The sequence below is a fragment of the Pedobacter miscanthi genome (assembly GCF_032678605.1).
In the GTDB taxonomy this organism is placed as follows: Bacteria; Bacteroidota; Bacteroidia; order Sphingobacteriales; family Sphingobacteriaceae; genus Pedobacter; species Pedobacter miscanthi_A.
This window is the reverse complement of sequence record NZ_JAVTSU010000001.1, coordinates 499,552-524,228: the sequence shown is the minus strand read 5'-3', so window position 1 is coordinate 524,228 and position 24,677 is coordinate 499,552. Positions and strand designations below refer to the sequence as shown.

At 37.7% G+C, this 24,677-nt stretch carries 17 protein-coding genes; 12 read left to right on the top strand and 5 right to left on the bottom strand.

Going from position 1 to position 24,677, the window contains the following annotated elements; genetic code table 11:
• Positions 1 to 49 precede the first annotated feature (49 nt).
• Together R2R28_RS01925 and R2R28_RS01920 are read left to right on the top strand one after the other, a co-directional pair.
• Positions 50 to 592 (top strand): PH domain-containing protein, encoded by a 543-nt coding sequence (locus tag R2R28_RS01925; RefSeq protein ID WP_316824016.1) that lies wholly within the window; start codon positions 50 to 52, stop codon positions 590 to 592.
• A complete protein-coding gene (locus R2R28_RS01920) occupies positions 592 to 2,097 on the top strand; it encodes a PH domain-containing protein (protein WP_316824015.1) in 1,506 nt (501 codons plus the stop codon). Before R2R28_RS01925 ends, R2R28_RS01920 begins: the two co-directional genes overlap by 1 nt.
• A 283-nt stretch (positions 2,098 to 2,380) precedes the next feature.
• Here R2R28_RS01920 and R2R28_RS01915 read toward each other — a convergent pair whose 3' ends face one another.
• Positions 2,381 to 2,704: a DUF493 family protein gene (locus R2R28_RS01915; RefSeq protein WP_316824014.1), complete on the bottom strand. Its 324-nt coding sequence runs from the start codon at positions 2,702 to 2,704 to the stop codon at positions 2,381 to 2,383.
• Positions 2,705 to 3,284: 580 nt separating this feature from the next.
• On the opposite strand from R2R28_RS01915, the gene R2R28_RS01910 reads away from it, so the two are divergent.
• The 5 genes from R2R28_RS01910 (at position 3,285) to R2R28_RS01890 (ending at position 12,534) form a co-directional block, all read left to right on the top strand.
• Complete coding sequence (locus tag R2R28_RS01910; protein ID WP_316824013.1) at positions 3,285 to 5,588, top strand: ATP-dependent helicase; 2,304 nt, start codon at positions 3,285 to 3,287, stop codon at positions 5,586 to 5,588.
• Positions 5,589 to 5,813: 225 nt separating this feature from the next.
• A complete protein-coding gene (gene smc / locus R2R28_RS01905; RefSeq protein WP_316824012.1) occupies positions 5,814 to 9,353 on the top strand; it encodes a chromosome segregation protein SMC in 3,540 nt (1,179 codons plus the stop codon).
• Positions 9,354 to 9,729: 376 nt separating this feature from the next.
• Positions 9,730 to 10,707: a M28 family peptidase gene (locus R2R28_RS01900; protein ID WP_316824011.1), complete on the top strand. Its 978-nt coding sequence runs from the start codon at positions 9,730 to 9,732 to the stop codon at positions 10,705 to 10,707.
• A 178-nt stretch (positions 10,708 to 10,885) separates the two neighbouring features.
• Positions 10,886 to 11,257 (top strand): BlaI/MecI/CopY family transcriptional regulator, encoded by a 372-nt coding sequence (locus R2R28_RS01895; RefSeq protein ID WP_316824010.1) that lies wholly within the window; start codon positions 10,886 to 10,888, stop codon positions 11,255 to 11,257.
• Positions 11,254 to 12,534 (top strand): M56 family metallopeptidase, encoded by a 1,281-nt coding sequence (locus R2R28_RS01890; RefSeq protein ID WP_316824009.1) that lies wholly within the window; start codon positions 11,254 to 11,256, stop codon positions 12,532 to 12,534. Before R2R28_RS01895 ends, R2R28_RS01890 begins: the two co-directional genes overlap by 4 nt.
• Before the next feature lie 29 nt (positions 12,535 to 12,563).
• Here R2R28_RS01890 and rsmG read toward each other — a convergent pair whose 3' ends face one another.
• A complete protein-coding gene (gene rsmG / locus R2R28_RS01885; RefSeq protein ID WP_316824008.1) occupies positions 12,564 to 13,199 on the bottom strand; it encodes a 16S rRNA (guanine(527)-N(7))-methyltransferase RsmG in 636 nt (211 codons plus the stop codon).
• 25 nt (positions 13,200 to 13,224) lie between these two features.
• Positions 13,225 to 14,442 (bottom strand): glycosyltransferase, encoded by a 1,218-nt coding sequence (locus R2R28_RS01880; RefSeq protein WP_316824007.1) that lies wholly within the window; start codon positions 14,440 to 14,442, stop codon positions 13,225 to 13,227.
• A gap of 43 nt (positions 14,443 to 14,485) precedes the next feature.
• Between R2R28_RS01880 and tgt the strand changes: the two genes are divergently transcribed.
• From tgt to R2R28_RS01855, 5 genes are all read left to right on the top strand, one after another.
• The gene (gene tgt, locus R2R28_RS01875; protein WP_316824006.1) at positions 14,486 to 15,616 is read left to right on the top strand and encodes a tRNA guanosine(34) transglycosylase Tgt; all 1,131 of its coding nucleotides are present in this window, start codon (positions 14,486 to 14,488) and stop codon (positions 15,614 to 15,616) included.
• Between the two features lies 1 nt (position 15,617).
• Positions 15,618 to 16,721, top strand: a complete 1,104-nt coding sequence (locus tag R2R28_RS01870; RefSeq protein WP_316824005.1) for an LptF/LptG family permease — start codon at positions 15,618 to 15,620, stop codon at positions 16,719 to 16,721.
• Between the two features lie 2 nt (positions 16,722 to 16,723).
• Positions 16,724 to 17,602, top strand: a complete 879-nt coding sequence (locus R2R28_RS01865) for a DMT family transporter (protein ID WP_316824004.1) — start codon at positions 16,724 to 16,726, stop codon at positions 17,600 to 17,602.
• Positions 17,603 to 19,715: 2,113 nt separating this feature from the next.
• Positions 19,716 to 22,520, top strand: a complete 2,805-nt coding sequence (locus R2R28_RS01860; protein ID WP_316824003.1) for a hypothetical protein — start codon at positions 19,716 to 19,718, stop codon at positions 22,518 to 22,520.
• A gap of 3 nt (positions 22,521 to 22,523) precedes the next feature.
• Positions 22,524 to 22,805 carry a lipopolysaccharide assembly protein LapA domain-containing protein gene (locus R2R28_RS01855; RefSeq protein WP_316824002.1) on the top strand — a complete coding sequence of 94 codons (282 nt, stop codon included), beginning with the start codon at positions 22,524 to 22,526 and terminating at the stop codon, positions 22,803 to 22,805.
• Positions 22,806 to 23,244: 439 nt separating this feature from the next.
• On the opposite strand, the gene R2R28_RS01850 is transcribed toward R2R28_RS01855, so the two are convergent.
• Both R2R28_RS01850 and R2R28_RS01845 read right to left on the bottom strand, forming a co-directional pair.
• A complete protein-coding gene (locus R2R28_RS01850) occupies positions 23,245 to 23,544 on the bottom strand; it encodes a hypothetical protein (RefSeq protein WP_316824001.1) in 300 nt (99 codons plus the stop codon).
• A gap of 151 nt (positions 23,545 to 23,695) precedes the next feature.
• Positions 23,696 to 24,418: a pirin family protein gene (locus R2R28_RS01845; RefSeq protein WP_316824000.1), complete on the bottom strand. Its 723-nt coding sequence runs from the start codon at positions 24,416 to 24,418 to the stop codon at positions 23,696 to 23,698.
• Between the last annotated feature and the right edge of the window lie 259 nt (positions 24,419 to 24,677).

The following is a 24,677-nucleotide window of genomic DNA, read 5'->3' as shown; positions in this document are numbered from 1 at the left end:
TTTTTAATTATAGTCAGATAATGGATTAATATGTTTTATATCTTTAACCATGTCTGCAGATACACCTTTCACTAACGAAGCTATTGATATTGAGCACCTTCCTAAATATGAAGAAATCTCATTAAAGCAGCCCCACCCCGATTATTGGAAAATCATCTGTATTAACTTGTCAATCTTCTTCGGTTTACTGGGTATAGGATTGGGTTCACTTTTATTATTTGTTGATGAAATAAGGCCAAATGCCGTTTGGATTATTCCTGTATATATTGTTTTTGTCATTCTCTTTTTCCTGCTTTTTCGTTTGAGTTTTAAAAAACGGGGTTATGCGGTACGTACGCATGATGTAATCTATAAAAGTGGCGTTGTAGCCGAATCAACCACCATTATTCCTTTAAACAGGATTCAGCATATCGAATTAAATGAAGGTATTTTCTCTAGAATATACAAATTAGGATCACTACAGGTTTTTACCGCTGGTGGCCAAAGCGGGCATATTCACATTTCGGGTATTGCCATTAATGAAGCAAAAAGCATCAGGGATTTGTTGTTAAAAAAATTAGACCTTCTCGAAAATCCTGAAACTGAAGCATAATGGATAACGATTTTAGTAAACCACAGCGCGAATCGGCCTTTGGCATTATTGTAATGGGTGTATATACTGCTTTTCAGATCATTAAAGGAACTTTTTTCATTTTCGTTATCGCATTTTTAAAAATGCAGATTAAAGACATTATTTATGTTTTGCTCGGTGCCGTTGTTATTATCTTGTTCAGTTTCCTTCTTGCTTATTTACGATACCTAAAATTCACTTTCTTTTTAGACAAAGAAAAGCAGGAATTTGTGGTAAATAAAGGCATATTCAACCGCGATCAGGTGATTATCCAGCTCGATAAAATACAACAGGTTAACATCAACCAGAATATCCTGCAGAAAATTATCGGTGTTTATGGTTTAAAAATCGATACTGCCGGTGCTCATGGAGAAGAAGTAAGCATAAAAGCGATTGATGAAACTTCTGCTTACAACCTTAAAGGGCATCTTTTAAATAGAAAAACCGCAAATGAAGCACAACCAGAAATTGCAAATGAAAATCATATAGCAGAAGAAACTCCGTTTTTAAGAATAAGCAGCTGGACTTTATTTAAAGTAGGCCTAACCTCCAATTATGGACAAAGTTTAGCCTTGCTTGCGGCATTTTTTTATACCGTTATTTATGAAGGAAGACAACTACTTGATGCTTTTAAAATTAACAAAGATGAAATTCAGAGTACCGTAACGGGTATGCTCACTATTGTTACGGTATTTATTTTAATTGCATGCCTTTTAGCCGTATTACTGGTTATTAACCTGGTGAGAACTTTTTATAAATACTTCGAGTTAGAAATTAGCCAGCATAAAGATACCCTCCTGCTGTCTTCGGGATTGATTGCCAAAAAAAATACGCTGATCAGTCCGAATAAAGTGCAGATTACCAAATACAGCCAGAACTACTTTCAGAAAAAGATGAATATGCTGAATATGAGTTTAAGGCAGGCACATTTCGGGCAAAGTAAAAAGGGGCACGAAATGCAAGGAAATACATTGGAAATTCCAGGCTGCAACCCCATTGAGCGTGATGAATTATTAAAAATGATATTGGGCGAAGCCCCCTTAAAAGGAAAAACCTTTATCCCCGACTGGCGATTTTTAAACCTGCCTATTTTCTTTAAACTGGTTATGCCTGTTTCGATTTTTTTAATCCTGGCTTTCAATATCCCTGAGATGAAACCTTTTACCGGCATCGCAATAGGGTACTTTGTTATCGGTGTGCTGATGATTTATATTAGTTATAAAAGACACCGCATTTCGGTAAATCAGGATTTTATCATCAAAAAAAGTGGAATCTGGGATGTTTCGAATGAAATTGTCAAGCCAGATAAAATTCAGGCCATTACTACTTTTCAATATCCATGGCACAAAGGGGTTGATGTTGGCCACCTCTCTTTACACACTGCTGCCGGTCAGATCCATTTCAAGTATGGGAATTATACCGCAATTAAAAAACTGGTAAATTATTGGCTATATCAGCTAGAGAGTGGTAATAAAGATTGGATGTAGTTAAGGTGGAAGGCTTTAAGGTGGAAGGTAGAGGGTGAAATAGTGTATTATTTGGTTTGCATCCTCCGTTTGCTGTAGTTCGTGTATTTCTAAGAACCGTTATGCTATGACATTTAAATCTTGATAATAGCACCAAGCTGCGCCATGGTTCGTGTCTCGAAACAAACCGTTAATTTAACAAAACCTCGGTGAGGCAGGTATTGGCTTTTCATGTGTGGCCTGCGGGATATGCCTGCAGGCCACACTATTCATTTTGCAAAATCATTTTAGATGAGGTGGGGAACTAGAGGATCATAATTCCGGTGATGTTTGCTGCCTGCTTATAAACAGCAATAACTTCATCAGCATTTTGCATTTGCTTTTTTACGGTAATCGAAACATATTTACCGGTTTTTGAAGGCTGCTCAACAAACTCATCGTCAGGTAAAATGGCACGTAGATCTTGTATTTTGTCTAAGCCCCCAGTGATAATAAATTTAAAATTGTAAATTCCAGGAAACTGCTCAACACTTTCTAATTTCTCTTTTAAATTGGCATAAATATCTGTACTTCCTCCATCCGGGATATCAGAAAACTCAATATCTTTATTTATATTTTTCTCTTCCATAGTGAAAGCATATCAAATTCTATACCCAAATCATTAAGGTGTAATTCTGACAGAACACTATATTTATTTAAGACAAAATTCCGCCATTTTGCGCAATAAAATAGCTTCTGGGTTTTAAAATTCTTAATAGTAGCACAAACCCATTTTAAATAAACCTTGGCGAAGCGGATACCGGCCTAAAGTGTAAGGCCTGCAGGCGTATGAGCAAAGCAAAGGACTAAAGAAGCCGATGAAATACTAATGCGGTTTTTCTCAAAATCAATTCAATATCAACATCTGCCATGTTTCGTGCCCTTTCAAATCATTATTTAACCATTTAAGGCATATAAGTCCCATGTAAACTCAACGTAAAACCTTTTGGCAATATGGGCATCCAAACCTTATATTTTCTTATATGATTGATGACCAAACAAGCCATGATTTGTGCCTCCTAACCATGCACCACATATCAGCTCAACCATAAAAAGATTCTTAAACATCTCAAAATGATGTATGCTTCGGTTTTCAAATAATTACTAACAACTTTGGCAAAAAGCCCCAAGAATTGTTATTTTTGAGCCTCAAAAAAACAGGAGCCGATTTGAATTATTTAGAAGGATTAAACCCACAACAAAGAGCAGCAGTAGAGAACACAAAAGGACCAGTAATGATTGTTGCAGGTGCAGGTTCGGGCAAAACCAGGGTAATTACGTTTCGTGTTGCCCACCTGATTCAAACCGGTACCGATCCGTTTAACATTCTGGTTTTAACCTTTACCAACAAAGCAAGTAAGGATATGCGCGAGCGTATCAGTAAAGTGATTGGTGCTGAGGCAAAAAACATCTGGATGGGTACTTTTCACTCCGTTTTTGCGAAAATTTTGCGTGTAGAGGCCGAAAAAATCGGTTATCCGAACAATTTTACCATTTACGATACCGACGATAGCAAAAGCGTACTGCGTGCCATTTTGAAAGAAATGCAGCTGGATGATAAACTTTATGCTGTAAATTTCGTTTTCGGCCGAATTTCATCCGCAAAAAACAACCTGATTTCCTGGGGTGAATATCAATCGAATGACCAGATTCAGGCAGAAGATATTCAAAATAAACGTCCGCTTATTGGGCAGATTTACGAACAATATGCTAAACGCTGCTTTAGGGCTGGCGCAATGGATTTTGACGATTTACTCTTCAAAACGAATATTCTATTAAAGGAACACCCTGAAGTTTTAAATAAATATCAGCAAAAATTCAGGTATTTAATGGTGGATGAGTACCAGGATACCAACTTTTCGCAATATACCATTGTGAAAAAACTGGCTGCAGCTTACCAGAACATTTGTGTGGTGGGTGATGATGCACAAAGTATCTATGCTTTCCGTGGGGCAAATATCCAGAATATCCTAAATTTCGAACGCGATTATCCCGACTTAAAGGTTTATAAATTAGAACAGAACTACCGTTCTACCCAAAATATTGTTGATGCGGCAAGCAGCATCATTGCCAACAACAAAAACCAGCTGGAAAAAAATGTATTTTCAGAAAATGTTGAAGGTGACAGAATTAAGGTTGCGCGTGCTTTTACCGATAACGAGGAAGGTAAACTGGTTGCCGAATCGATTATCCAGGAACGTAGTACGAAAGGTTACCAACATAGTGATTTTGCCATTTTATACCGTACCAATGCACAAAGCAGGGCAATGGAGGAAGGTTTACGCAAGCTTAACATCCCATACAGAATATATGGCGGTCAGTCTTTTTACCAACGTAAAGAGATTAAAGATTTAATTGCTTATTTCCGTTTAACTTTTAATCCAAAGGACGAAGAAGCCATAAAAAGGGTAATTAATTACCCAAAGCGTGGTATTGGAGATACCTCTATTGATAAAATCATCGTTGCGGCAGACCAGAATGGAAAAACCATGTGGGATGTAATTTCGAATGCACACGAATATGTTGACGGACGTTTAGCCAATCAACTGAACGATTTTTCGATGATGGTACAAAGTTTTCAGGCCGAGGCAAAAAAACTCGATGCTTATGATTCGGCCTTGTTTATTGCGCAACATACCGGTATTTTAAAGGAACTTTATACAGACGACAGCGTTGAAGGACGAAGCCGTTACGAAAATATACAAGAGTTATTAAATGGTATTAAAGAATTTGCAGAACGTGAGGATATAGAAGAAAAAGGGCTGGATATTTTTATGCAGGATGTTGCCCTTTTAACCAACGATGATAAAGATGGCGATAAAAACAAGGATACTGTTTCTTTAATGACCATCCACTCGGCGAAAGGCTTGGAATTTAAAAACGTATTTATTGTGGGCTTGGAAGAAAATCTTTTTCCATCGCAAATGTCGGTTAATTCCCGTTCTGACCTGGAAGAGGAACGCCGTTTGTTTTATGTAGCCATTACGCGTGCAGAAATTAAGTTAACCATCACTTATGCTACTTCGCGCTACCGTTGGGGAACATTAACCAATTGCGAACCAAGCCGTTTCATCAACGAAATTAACCCTAAGTTTTTAGAACTGGATGTTAAACCTGCTAAATCAACCAGTTTTGATGGTAATTTTGATGATGACCGCAAATCGTGGACATCACAACCACGCGATTTCATTAGCAAACCTAAACCAGCAGCTGGTGCAACCACTTCTGCCCTACCAGTTCGACCAAAAACAACATCATTACTGGCAAAAGCCCACATCCCAACGCCTGGTTTTACCCCATCACAAGCACATGAATTTCAGGGTGGTATGGAAGTAGAACACGAAAAATTCGGCTTCGGAAAAATCATCAGTTTAGAAGGAACATTACCTGATGTTAAAGCAACGGTATTTTTCCAGGGATTAGGCAACAAACAGTTACTGCTTAAATTTGCGAAACTGATGATTGTGAAATAAGTTTTTTACCACAAAGGCACCAAGTCACGAAGAGCATTAATTTATACTTTATGTTTTTGTGCCTTCGTGGGTTAATTATGGAAAATGTAATGTGGATGATGGAATAATTTATCCTTTCACTTTGCGTCCTTTTCCCTTTTCTCTCTGCAACCTTTGCGGTTAAAACCACTTGAAAAAACACAAAATTATCCTTAATATTGAGGTCGGTTCTTCCGATTACAAACCATGCAACTTACCAGGTTAGAAATTAAAGGTTTTAAGAGTTTTGGCGATAAAGTGACCATCAATTTTAATGAGGGGGTTACGGCTATTGTTGGACCCAATGGTTGCGGGAAATCAAATGTAATTGATGCCATGCGCTGGGTTTTGGGCGAGCAGAGTACCAAAGCTTTGCGTTCTGAAAAGATGGAAAACATCATCTTCAACGGAACTAAAAACCGTAAACAAGCGCAACTTGCTGAAGTTTCATTAAGCTTTGATAATACCAAAAACATCCTTCCTACAGCCTACTCGCAGGTTACCGTAACACGGAAACTTTATAGAAACGGCGATAGCGAGTACCGTTTAAACGATGTTCAGTGCAGGCTAAAAGATATTACGGACCTCTTTTTAGATACAGGGATCGGCTCAGATAGTTATTCGATCATCGAGCTGAAAATGGTTGATGAAATTATCACCAATAAAGAACACAGTCGCCGTTCCTTATTTGAGGAAGCATCGGGGATTTCGAAATATAAATTACGTAAAAAACAGACTTTCAATAAGTTAAAAGATACCGAAACTGATTTAGAACGTGTTGAGGACTTACTTTTTGAAATTGAGAAAAACCTTAAAACCTTAGAAAATCAGGCCCGTAAGGCTGAACGTTATTATAAATTAAAAGAACAGTATCGCGAATTGAGCGTTCAACTGGCTACACACCGTATTGCGTTCTTCCGCACAGATTTAAGTGCATTGGAAACACAGGAACAAAGTCAGCTGGTAAACCGGACAGAGCTTAGCAATAAAATAGATACCGGCGAAGCAGAACTACAAAAGCTTAAACTGGGCAGCATCAGTCAGGAAAAAAACCTTTCCGTACAACAGAAAGCTACAAATGAATTTGTTTCTAAAATTCGTGCCTACGAAAGCGAGAAAAAGGTAAAAAATGAACAAATGCGTTTCTTGCAGGAAAAAGAAACACGTTTATCTGGTGAACTTGAAAAGGATAAAAACCAGGTTAACCACATTAAGTATAACATTAAACGCTTAAACGAAGAAGTGGTAACAGAAACCGAGGTATTTAACCGTCTGGATTCTGACTTAAAAACCTTAAAATCAACCCTTGATACTTTACGAGAGCAACAACAAACAGAAAAAAACAGGATTGATAACCTCATAAAATCTGTTAACGAACTGCAAAACACAGTTTATCAATCGCAAAAAGAAATAGACATCCTTAACATCCAGAAAGATGCCCTTGTACAGGAAACAAACCGGAATGTGGATGATACCGAAACCAAAACCTTAGAATTAAAAGCATTTGACCATGCTTTGGCTGAGTTGGATATCCAGGTAAGGGAAAAACAGGCCAATATTAAAAACCTAACGGAAGCTGAGGAAATCTTAAAAGAAAAATTAGCGGCTTCAGAAATCAACCTAAGTTCGAACAAGGAAAAATTAACGGCCGAAAATCGTAAAAAAGATGCCAAACAGAACGAGTATAACCTGACTAAATCGCTGGTTGATAGTTTAGAAGGCTTTCCGGAATCGATTCGTTTTTTAAAGAAAAACAATGCTTTTGCAAAAAGTGCACTGCTTCTTTCTGATATTTTATTTTGTAACGAAGATTATCGCATCGCTATTGAAAATTACCTCGAGCCGGTAATGAACCATTATGTGGTAGAGAAATATGCCGACGCTGTTCAGGCCATTAATCTTTTAACCGATGCCAGTCGTGGAAGGGCGAATTTCTTTATATTAGAGAATGTTCCCGATAAAAATCCCGTTATTGGTACTCACGAAGGTTTGGTTTCTGCATTATCGGTAATTGAAGTAGACAAAAAATATCAGCATCTCTGCAATTTGCTGTTACAAAATGTATATATAGCTATAGCGGAACAGGAAAATCTTTTTAAAGCAACGCCAACCGATAGTTTAACCATTTTGGCTAAAAACGGAAAATATGCCCAAACCAAATTCACTTTGGCAGGTGGCTCGGTAGGTTTATTTGAAGGAAAACGTATTGGCCGTGCGAAGAATTTAGAAAATCTGGCGAAAGAAATTAAGGCTTCAGAGTCATTGATTAACCAGTATGATGCTGCAATTAAAGCTGAAACAGATCATATATTTAATCTTAAAGAGGCATCTAAAATTAATCAGATCAATAGTTTGCAGCAGGAAATGAACCGTTTAAACAACGAACACATTTCGGTGCAAACCCGCCGCGATCAGTACCAGGAGTTTATCACCACCAGTGAAAACCGCAAAACAGATATTGCGCAAAAGATTGTATCAATAGAAAAAGCCTTGTCAGAAAAATTGCCAGCGCTGGTTCAACTGCAAAAAGATCAGCAGGAAGCGCATGTGAATCTGCAAGAGCAACAACTTAACTATCAGGAAATTGCCGACCAGGTAAACGAAAGCGCAGGTAAATATAACCAGGACAATATCCGGTTCCACCAACAACAGAATAAACTTTCAAGCCTGGAAAAAGACCTGGATTACCGTTTTGTACAGGAAGAAGCCTTAAACAAGCGTATTGCCCAAAATGATAAAGAATTGCAGGAAGCGTTGGTTCAAATTACGGCAACTTTACAACATACTGACCTGAACGATGATACGCTTTTAGAGATGTATCAGCAACGCGAAGAGATGGAAAAAGGCCTTGCCGAAGCCGAACAAGCTTATTTTACGAGTAAAGGAAGTATCAACGAAGTGGAGAACGACCTGACCAATATCCGTAAAAACCGTGAAGAAACTGATTTTCTGTTAACGGAGATCAAGGACAAAAAAAATGCACTAAAAATTGATTTGAATGCCTTAAAAGAACGTTTAGCAGTCGAATTTAATATTGATATCAACGATCTTTTAGAAACTGATACTGAAATTGAGGCTTTAGAAAGTGAGTTCGATCTACGCCAAAAAGTAGAGAAGATGAAGCGTCAGCTGGATGAATTTGGCGCCATCAACTCTATGGCTATGGAGGCTTTTAAAGAAATGGAAGAGCGTTACACCTTTATCCAGAACCAGAAAAAAGACCTTAATGCAGCTAAAACGGATCTTTTACAAACGATAAAAGAGATAGACGATAACGCGAAAGATAAATTTATGCAGGCTTTTACACAGGCTCGGGAACATTTTATCGTGGTTTTTCGCTCTTTATTTAATGAAGAAGATAGCTGCGACCTGATTTTATCAGATATTAACAACCCATTAGAAGCCGATATTGATATTGTGGCCCGTCCGAAAGGTAAAAGGCCTTTATCCATCAATCAGTTATCCGGTGGAGAAAAAACATTAACGGCAACCGCATTGTTGTTTTCACTTTACCTCTTAAAACCTGCCCCTTTCTGTATTTTCGATGAGGTTGATGCACCATTGGACGATACTAACATCGATAAATTCAATAATATTATCCGCAAATTCTCCGATCAATCTCAGTTTATCATTGTATCGCATAACAAACGCACCATTGCCAGCACTGATATTATTTATGGGGTAACGATGGTAGAACAGGGCGTTTCGAGGGTTGTAGCCGTAGATTTAAGAGAAGTAGCAGCGTAAAAGCTTAAAGTTAAAAGCAGAAAGGCCAGAGCAAAACCTATCTTATTGGAGTTTCTACCGTCATTATATTCTGTGTCATGCTGAGGCACGAAGCATCTGTTTCATATTTTGTTATGCTTCTTATCTCAGCATGACAAAATATTCAAGGTTGCTGCAAATAAAAAGTATTCTGTTCCCATCAGTTTTAGAAATGCAATACAGTAAACTAAACTACGTTTTCCTTTCTATAGCCTAATAATTAATATCTTTAGAAAAATTTAGGCAATAATCGTCCTTTCGAGCGAAATGAACGAAGTCGAGAAATCTATAGCAATAGATCTCTCCATTCCGCCATGCTCCGGTCGAGATGACGACCATAACTTATTACATTATAACCATGAAAATCCTATATATCCTTCCCTTAGCCATGATGCTAAGCTGCTGTTCATCAGTAAAAAATCAAACCAGTACCACTGATTCCGGCAAATTAGATACCCAGTTATTGAAAGATGTAGAAGTGCTGTCATCAGATGCCTATCAAGGCCGAAAAACCGGAACAAAAGGCGCAGAAATGGCCAGGGCTTATATTATAGAAAGATTTCAAAAACTAGGCTTAAAATCATATCCACAACATGTAAACTATGCACAGGAATTTACTTTTAATGGCAGAAATGGTGCAAAAGTAAATGGAACCAATATTATCGGCTATATTCCGGGAAAAGGAAACAATGTAATTGTGGTTTCGGCACATTACGACCACTTGGGTGTAGTAAAAGATGAAGTTTTTAATGGAGCGGATGATAATGCATCCGGAACAGCGGGTCTGTTAAAAATCGCAGCCTACTTTGCAAAAAACAAACCTAATAATACCATTATTTTTGCTTCTTTTGATGCTGAAGAAATGGGGCTGCAAGGCTCTAAAGCATTTGTAGGCAATCCTCCAGTATCCATTAACACCATTGCTATCGATCTGAATATGGATATGATTAGTCATAGCGACAAAGGTGAGTTGTATATTTGCGGAACCTTTAAACACCCTGATTTAAAGAAATACGTAGATACTACAAAAACCAATATCAAATTGCTTTTTGGTCACGACGATCCCAAACAAGGTCACGATGATTGGACCAACCAGAGCGATCAAGGGTCTTTTAATGCCAAAAACATTCCGTTTTTGTATTTTGGGGTAGAAGATCATAAAGATTACCACAAAGCTACCGACGAATATTCGACCATTACCAAACCGTTTTTCAGCAATGCGGCAAGTGCGGTATTAGATGTTGTAAAAAATATCGACAGTCAAACTGGCTTACAGCTGTTACTAAAAGATAAAATGAGGATGATGGACAATCCAAGAAAATCGGAAAGATTTTAAAAAAGCGATCAATTTAACCCAAGCCTGCCCTATGTGGCGGGCTTTTTTATGTCTTGACATTTTTAAATATAAATTATTTAGCTGTATATCAACTAATTAAAAATACTACTATAAAAATAGTTTGCAAACTATTTTTATAGTAGTAACTTCATTTATCCGAACTACAAAAATAGTTACCATGATAAAAGAACTCACAAAAGCAGAAGAACAGGTGATGCTCATCCTTTGGGAAATGGGCGAAGCACTGACAAAAGACGTGATCGAAAAAATGAATGAGCCCAAACCTGCCTACAATACCGTTTCAACGGTAATCAGGGTTTTAGAGGGAAAAGGTTTTGTTGATCACAAAGCCGTTGGAAATACACATATCTACTTCCCCATTATAAAAGAAACTGATTATAAACGTTTTGCCTTCGACAAGGTAATGAATAATTACTTCGAAAACTCATACGAAAGTTTGGTTTCCTTTCTGGTCAAAGAAAAAAGTATGAGTACCGAAGAGCTCAACGAAATTATTCAATTAGCAGAGAAACTTAAAAAAGACAAATGATGGGCTGGCTATATTATTTACTCGAAGCAAATCTATACCTTATGCTGTTTTATGGATTTTATAGATTATTTCTCCACAGGGAAACCTTTTACGAATTAAACAGATACTACCTTATATTCAGTACAATACTTGCCTACCTACTTCCATTTTTTCAGTTAGGTTTCTTAAAAAAAGATATAATAGGAGGTTATAATGAAAATATCCATATTCAAGACACGGCACCGTTGCTGAGTGCAGCCAATGTATGTTTATCGATCTACATCATCATCTGCCTTATTTTGAGTTTAAAGATTTTTTGGGGGTTACGCCACATCAAAAAATTAACGCGTAATGCTAAAAAACGTAAGGAAAATGGTATTACCATAATCGAGATAGACCATTCCAAGATCGCATTTTCATTCTTTAATTTATTGTTTATCGATCCTGAAATGAACCAAAAGGATACGGTATTAAAGCACGAAATGGTTCACATTAAACAAAAGCATAGCATTGATATTTTATTTTTTGAACTGATACAAATTTCAAGCTGGTTTAATCCAGTTACTTATTTCATCAAAAACGACATCAAACTCATCCACGAATATTTAGCCGACGAAGCAACTACCCAAAAAGACATTGCGAAATATGAATATGCATTATTTCTAATTCAAAATTCATATGGAAATCAAGAGGTTAAACTTAGCAATCAATTTTTCAATTCTTCACTACTAAAAAATAGAATAAGTATGTTAAATCAAAAAAAATCAGCGAAATGGGCCAGGCTCAGATTGTTATTGGTACTTCCTGTCGTTGGCGGAATGCTTTGTACCTCAACCATGGCTTTAACCAAAAATTATACAGTTGTCGATTTGTTTCCTAAAAAAGTAACAGCGTTAAATATTAAACTACAAGATACCGTTAAGAGACCAAAGGCTAAGGAAATTGTTATTGCTGAACCTGTTCCACAAGTAAAACAAGTAAGGAGCGTAAAATTAGCACCACCTCCGCCGATAGAACCAGCACCAAAATCTAAAAGCGCCAAAAAACAAATGAAAAGCGTAGCTCCTCCACCACCTCCAATGGAACCAAAGTCTGCCAAGGGTGAAATATTGGAAATAAAATTAAGTCCGCCGCCACCGCCAGTAGAACCTGGTACTTTAAAAGGGAAAAAGCCTACTCAAACAAAAGTTGGTCAAGTTCGTTTCGCTCCTCCTGTTGTAACAAAAGATAAAAAGAACTTGCCAGTACCACCGCCACCACCAGTTGAACCAAAAACTAAAAAAAGCAGTGGTAAATAGCGAAAGGTAATATATAAAGTAAAAGATAATTACTGCGGCACGTAAACCACATATTTAGTCTCAAAAAAATCTTCCTCAAAATAAGCTGAAAGCGGATATAATTCTGCTTTCAGTTTCGATTCTTTGATTTCTTCAGCCAAATCGCCACCTTTCAGGTACAAAATGCCGTTCGGAATAGCATTTAATGAGTCTTTTTTAAATTTCCCTTGTATCCATGGGTAAAATTCGCCTAAACGCGTAACCGCTCTAGATACCACAAAGTTAAATTTCTCTTTAATTTGCTCTGCCCGTAAATGGTCGGCCCTTAAATTCTCCAAACCTAATGCCGAAGCCACTTCTTTTACCACCTTAATTTTTTTTCCGATAGAATCTACCAGATAGAATTGCGTTTCAGGAAATAAAATTGCCAGCGGAATACCTGGAAAACCACCACCAGTACCTACATCTAAAACAGATTCGCCAGCTTTAAACATGCATACTTTAGCTATCCCCAATGAATGCAATACATGGCGTTCGTACAATTCTTCAATATCTTTTCTCGAAATTACATTGATCTGTGCATTCCAAAAGCTATATAATTCGAATAATTGCGAAAATTGGGAAATCTGTTTTTCGCTTAAATCAGGAAAATATTTTAAAACGATATCGGGCTTTACATCAAGCATATTGTAATTTCTAAAGATTAATGAATTATTTCCAGTTTACTTTTTTCTTGCCAAACAGGGCCAAAAATCCGTTAAGGGTTAAAAACAGGAACAAAAGTATATCTAAAATCGGGAACCACCAACGCAAATCGCTATAGTTTAAGCGTTTTAGCAATTTAGGATAGATAAAACACCTGATAATAATGCTAAATGCAAAAATGCCTAAGGCTACATATTGTGCATCCCGGCTTAAAAACATACATGCAGCAAAAAAAGCATAAAAAAGGAACTGGGCTACAATTTGAAGGGTTAAAATAAACTTATGTTTAGGTTTATATAATTTTCCAGCACCAAAATGACGCTTTTTTTGTTTAAGATAACCTCTCCAGGTTTTATTTGGTTCGCTCCAAACGTGGCTGTCCTGATGTAATCGGATTTCAGTATTGTATTTATTGGCATGCGCATTTACAAACAAATCGTCATCACCGGATGGGATATGCATGTGTGCGGCAAATCCTTTATTTTTAAAAAAAAGTGATTTTTTATAAGCCATATTCCTTCCAACCCCCATATAAGGCATGCCTTTTAAGGTAAAAGACAGGTAATTTACAGCAGTGAAAAAAGTTTCAAAGCGGATCAGCGCATTTAAAAGGCTTCTCTTTTTCATATAAGGAGAATAACCCAATACGATATCGGTATTTTCATCGGCCGGTTGTTGCATATCCATTAACCAACGTTCGGAGTTGGGCGTACAATCGGCATCGGTAAACACCAGCCAATCATATTTTGCGGCCTTTATTCCCATGGTTACCGCGAATTTTTTGCCTGCAATAAATTTATCGTTATCTAAAATTTTAACAATCCTGATGTTGCTGTATTTCTTTTCAAATTGCTCTAAAAATTCCTCTGTTCCATCCCATGAGCGATCGTTAACCACTACAACTTCGTATTGAGGGTAATCCTGGTTTAATAAGATAGGCAGGTATTTCTCTAAGTTTACAATTTCATTTCTGGCACAAACAATCACGCTTATCGGTTTTTGGGCCGATAACGGCACCTCTTCGATATGCACATTGGCCAGTTTTAAATGTACGAAAAGCACATAATACAGCTGAACCAAAAGGCAAAAAGCCAATATCGAGAGCAGAATAATTTCAAGCGGGGTTAATATCACGATGGTAAAATAAATAGGCGCAAATTTCTCATTTTTAATCTGTAAAACACTTTTATGTGGATAAAAAATTAAACAAAATAATGCCCTCAATTTTTGCTATTTTTGGCAGATTTTTGACGAGAAAAAACACATTATGAAATTTAGTTTACAGGCTAACGATCCACTATCAAAAGCCAGGGCTGGCACAGTAACAACGGCCCATGGCGAAATACAAACCCCAATTTTTATGCCTGTGGGCACTGCCGGAACGGTTAAAGCCGTACATCAGCGCGAACTTAAAGATGATATCGATGCAAAAATCATTTTAGGTAATACTTACCACCTTTATTTGAGGCCAGGTTTAGAGACCCTGGAACAAGCCGGTGGATTACATAAATTTATTGGCTGGGACCGTCCTATTTTAACCGATAGCGGTGGCTACCAGGTGTATTCTTTAAGTAAAGTTCGTAAAATTAAGGAAGAGGGCGTTACTTTTCGCTCTCATATTGATGGTTCGAAACACCTTTTCACTCCCGAATATGCCATGGATATTCAGCGGACTATTGGTGCCGATATCATTATGGCCTTCGATGAGTGTACACCATATCCATGTGATTATACTTATGCTGCGCAATCCATTAAAATGACACACCGTTGGTTAAAACGCTGCTGTGAACGTTTTGATACTACAGAACCTAAATATGGTTTTGATCAAACACTTTTCCCTATTGTACAGGGTTCAGTGTATAAAGATTTACGCATTAAGTCGGCAGAATTTATTGCCAGCATGGGCCGTGAGGGTAATGCCATAGGCGGTTTATCAGTTGGAGAACCCGCAGAAGAAATGTACGCCATGACGGAAGTGGTTTGCGACATATTACCGGTCGAAAAACCACGTTATTTAATGGGTGTGGGTACACCGATCAATATTTTGGAAAACATTGCATTAGGCGTTGATATGTTTGACTGTGTGATGCCTACAAGAAATGCAAGAAACGGCATGCTTTTTACCAGAAACGGGATCATCAACATCAGAAATAAGAAATGGGAGAATGATTTTTCTCCACTGGATGCAGAAAGCGACCTACATGCTGATCAGGTAACGAGTAAAGCATATTTAAGGCATTTAGTGCACAGCAAAGAGATGCTTGGCGCACAAATTGCTACCTTACATAACCTACATTTCTATCTATGGCTGGTAAAACAGGCCAGAGAAAAGATTATTGCTGGTGAATTTTACGAATGGAAGAACAAAATGGTTAAAATATTAGGCAATAAGCTATAAAATGAGTCTGTTAAAAGGAAGAATAAAAATCATCGATCAGTACATTATCGGTAAATACCTGGGTACATTTATATATACCCTGGCCATTTTCGTAATCATTATTGTGGTTTTCGACCTGTCTGAAAAGATGGATGATTTTATGAAAAGCGGGCTGAGTTTTTGGGGAATCCTCTCTAAATATTACGCTGGTTCTATTCCTTTTTACGTGAATATGCTTTCGCCTTTGATCAACTTTATTGCCGTAATTTTCTTTACGGCTAAGATGGCTGACCAGACCGAAATAGTTCCGATTTTAAGTGGCGGTGTAAGTTTTAATCGTTTTTTATTTCCCTATCTAGTATCAGCAACTATCATTTTTTCGGCAAATTTAGTCTCCAATTTATACATTTTACCTTACACCAACACCCTAAAAAACCGCTTCGAAAACACTTATGTAAAACGAAACGACCCCTCAACAAAATCGAACATCCACATGAAACTGGATGACAAAACCTATATCTATATTGATAATTTCGATAATAAAACAAACTCGGGATACCGCTTTTCACTCGACAATTTTAATGGCGATATTTTAACCAAAAAAATTGTTGCTGAAACGATTAAATGGGATTCATTAAAACGTAAATGGCAGTTAACCAACTATTCAATCCGTAAGATAGACGGCCTTAAAGAAACCATGATTTATGGTAATGGGAAACTAAAAGATACGATCCTGGATATGCGTCCGGATGATTTTTCTGCTTACGATAATGTGGTACAGAATTTAACCACAAAAGAACTTTCGGAGAAAATCAAAAAAGAAAAAATCCGCGGAACCGGCGTAATGAACGATCTTCAGTTTGAAAAATACAAACGTTACCTACACCCACTTTCGGCATTCGTATTAACCCTTATAGGAGTAGCCCTGTCATCACGTAAAGTACGTGGAGGGGTTGGTGTATCGTTAGGTATCGGAATCTTCATTAGCTTCGCTTATATCGTGTTTAACCAGTTTACACAGATGTTCTCTACCAAAGGCGGCTTACCTCCTTTTGCAGCTGTTATCATGCCTACGCTCTTCTTTGGCCTGTTAGGTTTTTATCTACTGAGGAAGGCACCAAAATAGTAATGGAAGCTACCAGAAAAAACCTGCTGATTCTTCATCTTACTGTATTTGTTTGGGGTTTCACAGGCGTACTTGGAAAAGTAATTTCCATTGATGCCGTGCCCATGGTTTGGTACCGCGTAATGATTGCAAGCATCACACTTTTTGCCTGGTTTTTAATCACCAAAAAAAATATTAAAATCAGTAAAAAACAGTTCATCCAGTTATTTTTAACGGGTGGAATTGTAGCCATTCACTGGATATTTTTCTTCCATGCGATCAAAGTTTCTACCGTTTCGGTTACCCTGGTGTGCCTTTCTTCTTTCACTTTATTCACCGCAATTTTAGAACCCCTTATTAAAAAACAACCGATTCAGATGGGCGACATCCTGATTGGCTTGTTAATTATTTTGGGCATTTATATGATCTTTAAATTCGAAGGTCAATACACTTTGGGGATCATTTTTGGATTGTTAGCAGCGGTAGCTTCAAGCCTTTTTTCGACAATTAATTCTACATTGGTACAAAAAACCGAGCCTTCCATTATTGGTTTTTACGAGTTGCTCGGTGCCTTTTTCTGGATCACTATATACCGTTTATACGATGGAACTTTGCTGCACACACACTTTAACCTGAGCACAAAAAACTGGTTCTGTTTAGCACTTCTTGGTACACTCTGTACTTCTGTTGCGTACGTAGCAGGCGTTTCAGTAATGCGCACTTTATCGGCGTTCAGGGTAGCCTTAATTACGAACTTAGAACCTGTTTACGGAATCGTACTGGCCTTCATTTTCTTTCAGAATAAAGAACAAATGACCGGCGGATTTTATATCGGCGCAACAATTATCTTGGGATCAATTTTTTTGTATCCTATCTACAAAAAGAGAAAGAACAAACTGTAGAAAGCAAGCCAGTACAACGCAGTATTTTCGCATCATAAAACAGCTTTTAGATCTATCAAACAGCTATCGCACGAAGCATAGCGGAATGAATATCCATCTACTCCGCTATGGATTATTGCTTAACAAAACGGTTATCTTTCTTAACTTTCTTGCAATCCGCTACCGCTGACAAACTTCCCTTAAAACTGGCCGTTATCCAGACTGTAGCGCAGCGAAACGGAGAGATCTAGCTCGAGGTAGATTCCCGACTGCATTGCTCTCTACTACCGCTGACAGACTTTAATAAGAAGGCTCGTTATTGCAAAGAACAAAGCAATCTTAAAGCTACGGCCAGGCAGTGGATCGTTTAAAATTACTTCCGAAAACCGGAGCAGACTGTCGGCTAAAAAAGTCTGCTTACATCCGATAGCTATCGCATGGCGACTATTTTAGACCTATCGCTGCGCTAAGAATTCTCCGTCACTCATGTTGATTTCACACAACAAATCATCCTTCAAATTAGACGGAAACACTTGTATGGAAGCTACATTACCCAAACGCCAAAAATTGGCTCATAAATGGTTACAAAAAGTAAAAATATCAACCCATAAAAACTACGACCTAAAACCATAAAACACATCAATATCTCCAGACAAACACCATGTATTCCAGATTACATTTCTTTTAAAGCAATCACTAAAAATAGCTAACCATTTCCATCAAAAATAAGGCATAAAAACACACGAAAATATACTTAAGCTACGGCATTAAAAAAAAGAAAATAATCGAATTTAAAACTTGATAATATTTAATACAAATTACAATTTCAAAATCAATATTTATCCGTGGATTAACCATATAAAACTGAAACTAAAGTCACATACAATACCTTCTAAGAAACCCATAAAAACAACCGAAAATTTTACTATAAAAAGAAGCACATACCTCACTTATATACGTTAGATAAACCCAGTAATATTAAGGTTAATTGCACACTAAAAAAACTATACCGAAACGGCAGTCACTCCAAACAACATCTTTCTTTCAGCTTAACATTTTTATCAAAACAGGTTTTATAAACAATAAAAAACGCGAACATTTCAATACTCCATTATCATAAAAATTGAAATAAAACAGAAGTTTATATACGCTCAAAAGAGTCTTCATGAATTAAAAAACAAGAAAACCCATCACACTTAGCACCGGGAAAAAATTAAAGCAAAACATGTAAAAAAACCTGTTTAAATAGCAAAGAGGCAAGTTTTTAATTTAAAAAATGATTTTCCAAAAAATGCTGATAAAAACCCTATTACCCGAGAATATCGTAAGGAAACAGCATTATCTGGTCGAAAAATTAGCGATTTCGAGGCTAAAAACTTCAAAAAAGCATACAAATCTGAATGTCCAAACCAAATTTTGAGCAAGAATTTCGTTGGTAAAATATTGATTCTACACATCAAAAACACGGATTTTAATAGATTTCGCCGGTGATTTTAAGCGTTTTAATTTAAGGAACCGGAACCAAAAGGCCCCATATCAATATGCTGAGATTGATAAAGCCGACCGCATTACGCCATAAAAACACACAGACATTTTGTCATAAAATTATCATCACTCGAATAAATTCCAATATTGAGCGAGCGTCTGTTTAGAAAAACAACAATACAAATCTTCGAGATAATTGATTTTACAGGCCAAATTTCTAGCGCCCAAATGATCAGTTTTTAAAGCCGGGATTTTGGCTACACAACCAAAAATCACCAGCCCTTTTTAACTCATAAAAATCCTTTAGCACAGTCCTTGAATTTATGAGATGCAGGTTCTATTCTCAGCACATAAACCCGATTGCTCCATTCATACAGAAATTAAAAAAGGAGGAAAAATTTTCAGGTAAAATCGATTAATAAGTGTAAATTAAATCAACAAAGTCACCGAGATTAAAAATGTGATCAGACACCTAAAGAAAGCGAAAAATCACATAAAAAATTACGGTAAAAACGATATTTAATAAATTTACATACAATTCATTTAAGCTTAAAAATCAATAAGTTAAACAACACAACTTAAATTAAAAAATTACTTTTAGAAAGAGTAGTAAAATTTAAAAAACTAAATATTTTAGCAAAGAATTCAGATGAATTTAAAAAAAGCAAACAAAAAACTAATTATCAAGTATTTAAGTGCAATTACTTTAAGTTTTATTTCACCATCGGTTTTTGGGCAAATTTTCAGCACTGCACAGAACCCACTTAGTGTAAAATGGAACTACATTTCATCTGGTGGCTTTAAAATCATCTATCCGGAAGAACTGGAGAAAGAGGCACAAAGAATGGCCAATACCCTACCCTTTATTTATACCAAAGTGGGACTCGGCTTAAGGCAGCAAAAAACCTCCATCCCACTACTCTTGCAGAACCGTGGTACGGTAGCCAATGGCTTTGTTCAACTGGGCCCAAAGAAGTCTGAATTTTATGCTACCCCCCCACAGTATTTCGATAGTCAGGATTGGCTAAACAACCTGGCCGTTCATGAGCTCAGGCACATTGCCCAGTTTGACAAATTGACAGGAGCACAGGCACACCCTTTTCCGGAGTTGGTTTACTTCGCCTATTTTGGGGCTGGCATCCCTACCTGGTTTTTCGAAGGTGATGCGGTGGTGAACGAGACTGCATTAACTGAGTCGGGTCGTGGCCGGCAGCCAAATTGGATCATGCCTTACCGGGCCTCGATTTTGGAAGGCAAAAAATTCACTTATAGCAAAGCCTATTTCGGATCGAACAAAGATGTAACTCCGGGGTATTATCAAACCGGATATTTGATGGTATCAGATATGAAAGAAAAATACGGCCAGTTTATTTCCGACAGCTTACTTGGCGACATCAGGAAAAGACCAGTTCGTCCATATCCATTTTCGAAAAGCCTAAAAAAATATACCGGAGAAAACACCCGACAGTATTTTTTAGCAACTCAAAATAAGCTCGCAGAAACATGGAAAAACCAGGAAGAAAAATCGGTTGCAGAAACCTATGAAAGTCTGAATAAAAAATCAGCATTGGCTACTAATTATTTCCTACCGGTAAGGTTAAATAAAAATCAGATTTTAGCACTTAAAGAAAGTAAAACTGATGCGCGATATTTTGTGGTGATAAACGAAGATAAATCAGAGCAAAAATTATTTGGAATCGGTTACCAGGAACAGCCCTGGTTCAGCTTAAAAAACGAGCTTTTGGTTTGGGATGAAATTCGTTATGATCCGAGGTACAAACAACGCAGTTACAGCGTAATTTGCTTATATAATTTAAAGACTAAAAAATTCAGCAAATTAAGTAGTAAAAGCAGGCTCTTCTCCCCTAGTTTATCTGAAGATGGAAAGAAAATTATTGCAGCCAAGGTTGAGCTCAACAACCAGTTCAACCTGGTGGAGATTGATGCCACTTCAGGAAAAATTTTAAAGACCTATCCAAATCCTGAAAATGACATCCTGCAAACTCCATCATTCGACAAAACAGGAAACAAGATTTCTTATATCGGCGTAAATGAAAATGGAAAAACATTATGGCTGATGGAGGAAGAAAAAAAATCAGCATTAATTTCAAACAGCAGACAACAACTCAGTCGTCCGGTTTTTATGGATGAAAAAATTGTTTTCAATGCACACTTTAATGGCATCGATAACATTTACGGAATAGATCCCGCTTCGAAAAAAATAACAGCACTCAGCGCATCAAAATATGGCGCTTTTAATCCTACTGAAACCAGCGATGGGAAAATCATTTTTAACGATTATAAAATCAATGGTTACGAAATTGCCGAAACCAGCATTAGCGAAAAACCTGTTGGCGAAAATAACTTTGTCGATTTTTCGGCAGCAGCAGAAAAGCAGGAAAACGTAGGAAATGTTTTTAATAAAATTCCGGATAGCACTTATCAATCGAAACGATATCACCAGGCGCTAAATCTTTTCAGCATCCACAGCGTTATCCCGGTAATTGATGATGAATATGTTTTTGGTTTGGAGCTGCAATCGAACAACCTGCTTAACACGATGGACTTTTATTCGGGTGCGAAATACCACCGCGATTTAAAACGTTTTGAGTACACAGCAGACATTAGCTATAAGGCGCTTTATCCGGTACTTAGTGTGTTGTATCGCAACCGCCCGAAAAGAACGTTCTACAGAACTAAAAACACGATAGAACAAGGCGACTGGAGGGAGAACTATATCAAACTTAATGCATCGCTTCCGTTATCGTTCAATGCCCGCAACGAGAACTATGCTTTTACCTTAAATGCAGCAACGAGTTTTACGCAGAGGTATATGCCCGAAAATATGCCGGGCAATTTTATCCGCGAACTTAAATTCCCGATGGAGTACAACTTTACTTTCAATCACAGTGTACGTACTACCGAAAGAGACATTGCGCCAAAGTGGGCGCAGGTGTTCAGGGTAACTTACGACCACCAACCTTTCGATAAAAATTTAGGTGGCGAAATTTTGGCGCTTGAAAGTTTTCTTTATTTCCCGGGGCTTGCCAAAAACCACTCCTTCCTGGCAAGTTTTAATTACCAAAAAGCAAGTGGTGTAAACCAGTACGCCACAGAGATTGCTACCGTGTACGGGTACAACAATATTTTGGCGAAAAGCAAACTGCAGAACAGCTTACTTTTTAACTATCGTTTCCCCTTTGCTTTTCCTGACTGGGAATTGGGACCGCTGGCTTACGTGCGGAATTTTAGGGCAGGTTTGTTCTGCCATTACGAAAACATTGGCAAAGGCACAACCTTTAACGATCCGAAAACTTATGGCGTAGAATTAAACACCAGCGTAAACCTTTTACGCTATCAACCTGTTGTAGATTTAGGAGCGAGATTGGTTTTTGTTAACCAGATTTACAATCAAAATCCGATATTAGAGTTTTCATTTAACTATAGCTTTTAAACCATGAGCGCAAAAACAATTTCCATCATCATACTAACGGTATTACTAACTGTTTTTTTAATGGTCAATACCGAACCTGTCGATTTCGATTTCCTGGTAGCAACAGTTCCTGTATCTAAACTTTTGGTTATTGGCATCTGCATCATCATCGGTTTTATTATCGGCTTTGTTGTAGGCCGTCCGCGAAAAACGGTAAGCAGTTACGATGATGAGATCGAAAGAAAAAGTCAGCCAACGGGAAATAAAAATGAGTTGAGCGACGAGGACAGGGATTACATCAGTTAGATCCTGGATTTTTAGGAGACTTATACGCTATACTAAAATCGTCATCTCGGCCGAAACGTCCCGACGATAAGTCGGGAGAGAGATCTGCTTCGATAGATTTCCCGGCTACGTTGCTCTCCGCTCGAAACGACGGATATTTTTTTTAGCATCGTTTTTTGTTTACAGCAAACTTTAGCGAAGTATTGTAAAATGTTTTGAAAAGCAAAACCAGTAGTGCTATTAATCTTTAGTCGGGCTTTTCGCTAAATCTTTTAAAATCCAGCTGTTATGCTGAGGCACGAAGCATCTTTTTCATCGTTGGCAGATGCTTCGTACCTCAGCATGACAGTAAAATGGAAGCAGGTGCTAATTTTAAAAGGATACCGCTACAATCCCGTTTAGGTAAACAGAATTGTGCTACTATTCGGGGTTTACCAGCAAAGCACATAAACCACTCTTTCTATACTTGTAGGGCCGTTATTATCTCCCCGTACAACAACCCACTCCCCCCGCCATAATGCTGGATAATTTTTATTCCCGGTTTAAGCACGGTTAGTTTTGCCCTTAATGCTTTTTCACATTCGGCATCAATTCCATTGCCTAACAATGCCAGGTCTATTTGCTGCGCCTGACAGATTTCGACAGCCTCTTCATCAGTGCATACACAGATGCCTTTCCATTCAGGTCGGGCATTTAACAAGCGGTTCATTACAGTTGTAATTTCGGGATCCCTGCCGATATAAAGTATAGTGGTTTGCATATTTTTAAGTTTGAAAATGTAGTTGTAATTAAAAAAAATCAACAAAAGAAAATCGTCATTCCGACTGAGGCACCGATTTTTGATCGGCAGGAAAAATTTGGTCTCTACTCCAAGATTTCTCCACTTCGGTCGAAATGACGATTTTTCTAAATTAATTCAATTCCATCGGAACATCCATCAATAAAACTTCTGCTCCTGCGGTATTGGCTTTAAAACTGATACTATCGGTATCCCACACGCCTAACCCATCTCTTTTACCAAGCACCTGCCCGTTAATGGTTACTTCTCCGCTGATTACAAAAGCATAAACACCATTACCGGCTTTTTTGATTTTATATTCGGTTTCGAAACCTTCATCAAAATTGCCTAATGAGAACCATGCATCCTGATGGATCCACACACCGGCATCATCTGCATTTGGTGATAAGATCTGCTGAAAGTTGTTATGACGGGCAGTAACATCCAAAGTTTGCTGATCGTAACGTGGTGTAACATTTTTCTTGTTAGGGAACAACCAGATCTGCAATAAACTTAACTGCTCACCGGCATTCGCATTAAACTCGCTATGACTAACACCTGTACCTGCACTCATTACCTGGATTTCTCCATTTTTAATGACCGCTGAATTACCCATACTATCTTTGTGTGCAATTGCACCCGCCAATGGAATGGTAATAATTTCCATGTTATCGTGTGGGTGACTACCAAAGCCCATACCACCATCAATCAAGTCATCATTTAAAACCCTCAAAACTCCGAAGTGCATCCTTTCAGAATTGTAATAGTTTGCAAAACTGAATGAGTGGTGTGCATTTAACCAGCCATGATTAGCATGACCGCGGGTGTTTTCTTTGTGCAAAATGAACTGTGACATAAATTTCCTTTCTTATTTATGATACAAAGTTAATGCTGTAAGGCTGGGTGTGTATTGATGTAGGGTAAGAAGTGAGGGGAGCGATGAACCTGGGGCGCAGAGCGGCAGCATCTAGCCTCGCGCTAGGCGCAAAGCGGAGCGTGTTTGTTTCTAAGCACTCAATTTTGACCAGTATAGCATTGCTGTTAAGTTCTCTTAAGGCACCTAACGCTACCCAGTTTGCTTTTTTATTGTTCTGGGCAAGAATGTTAATGGCCGT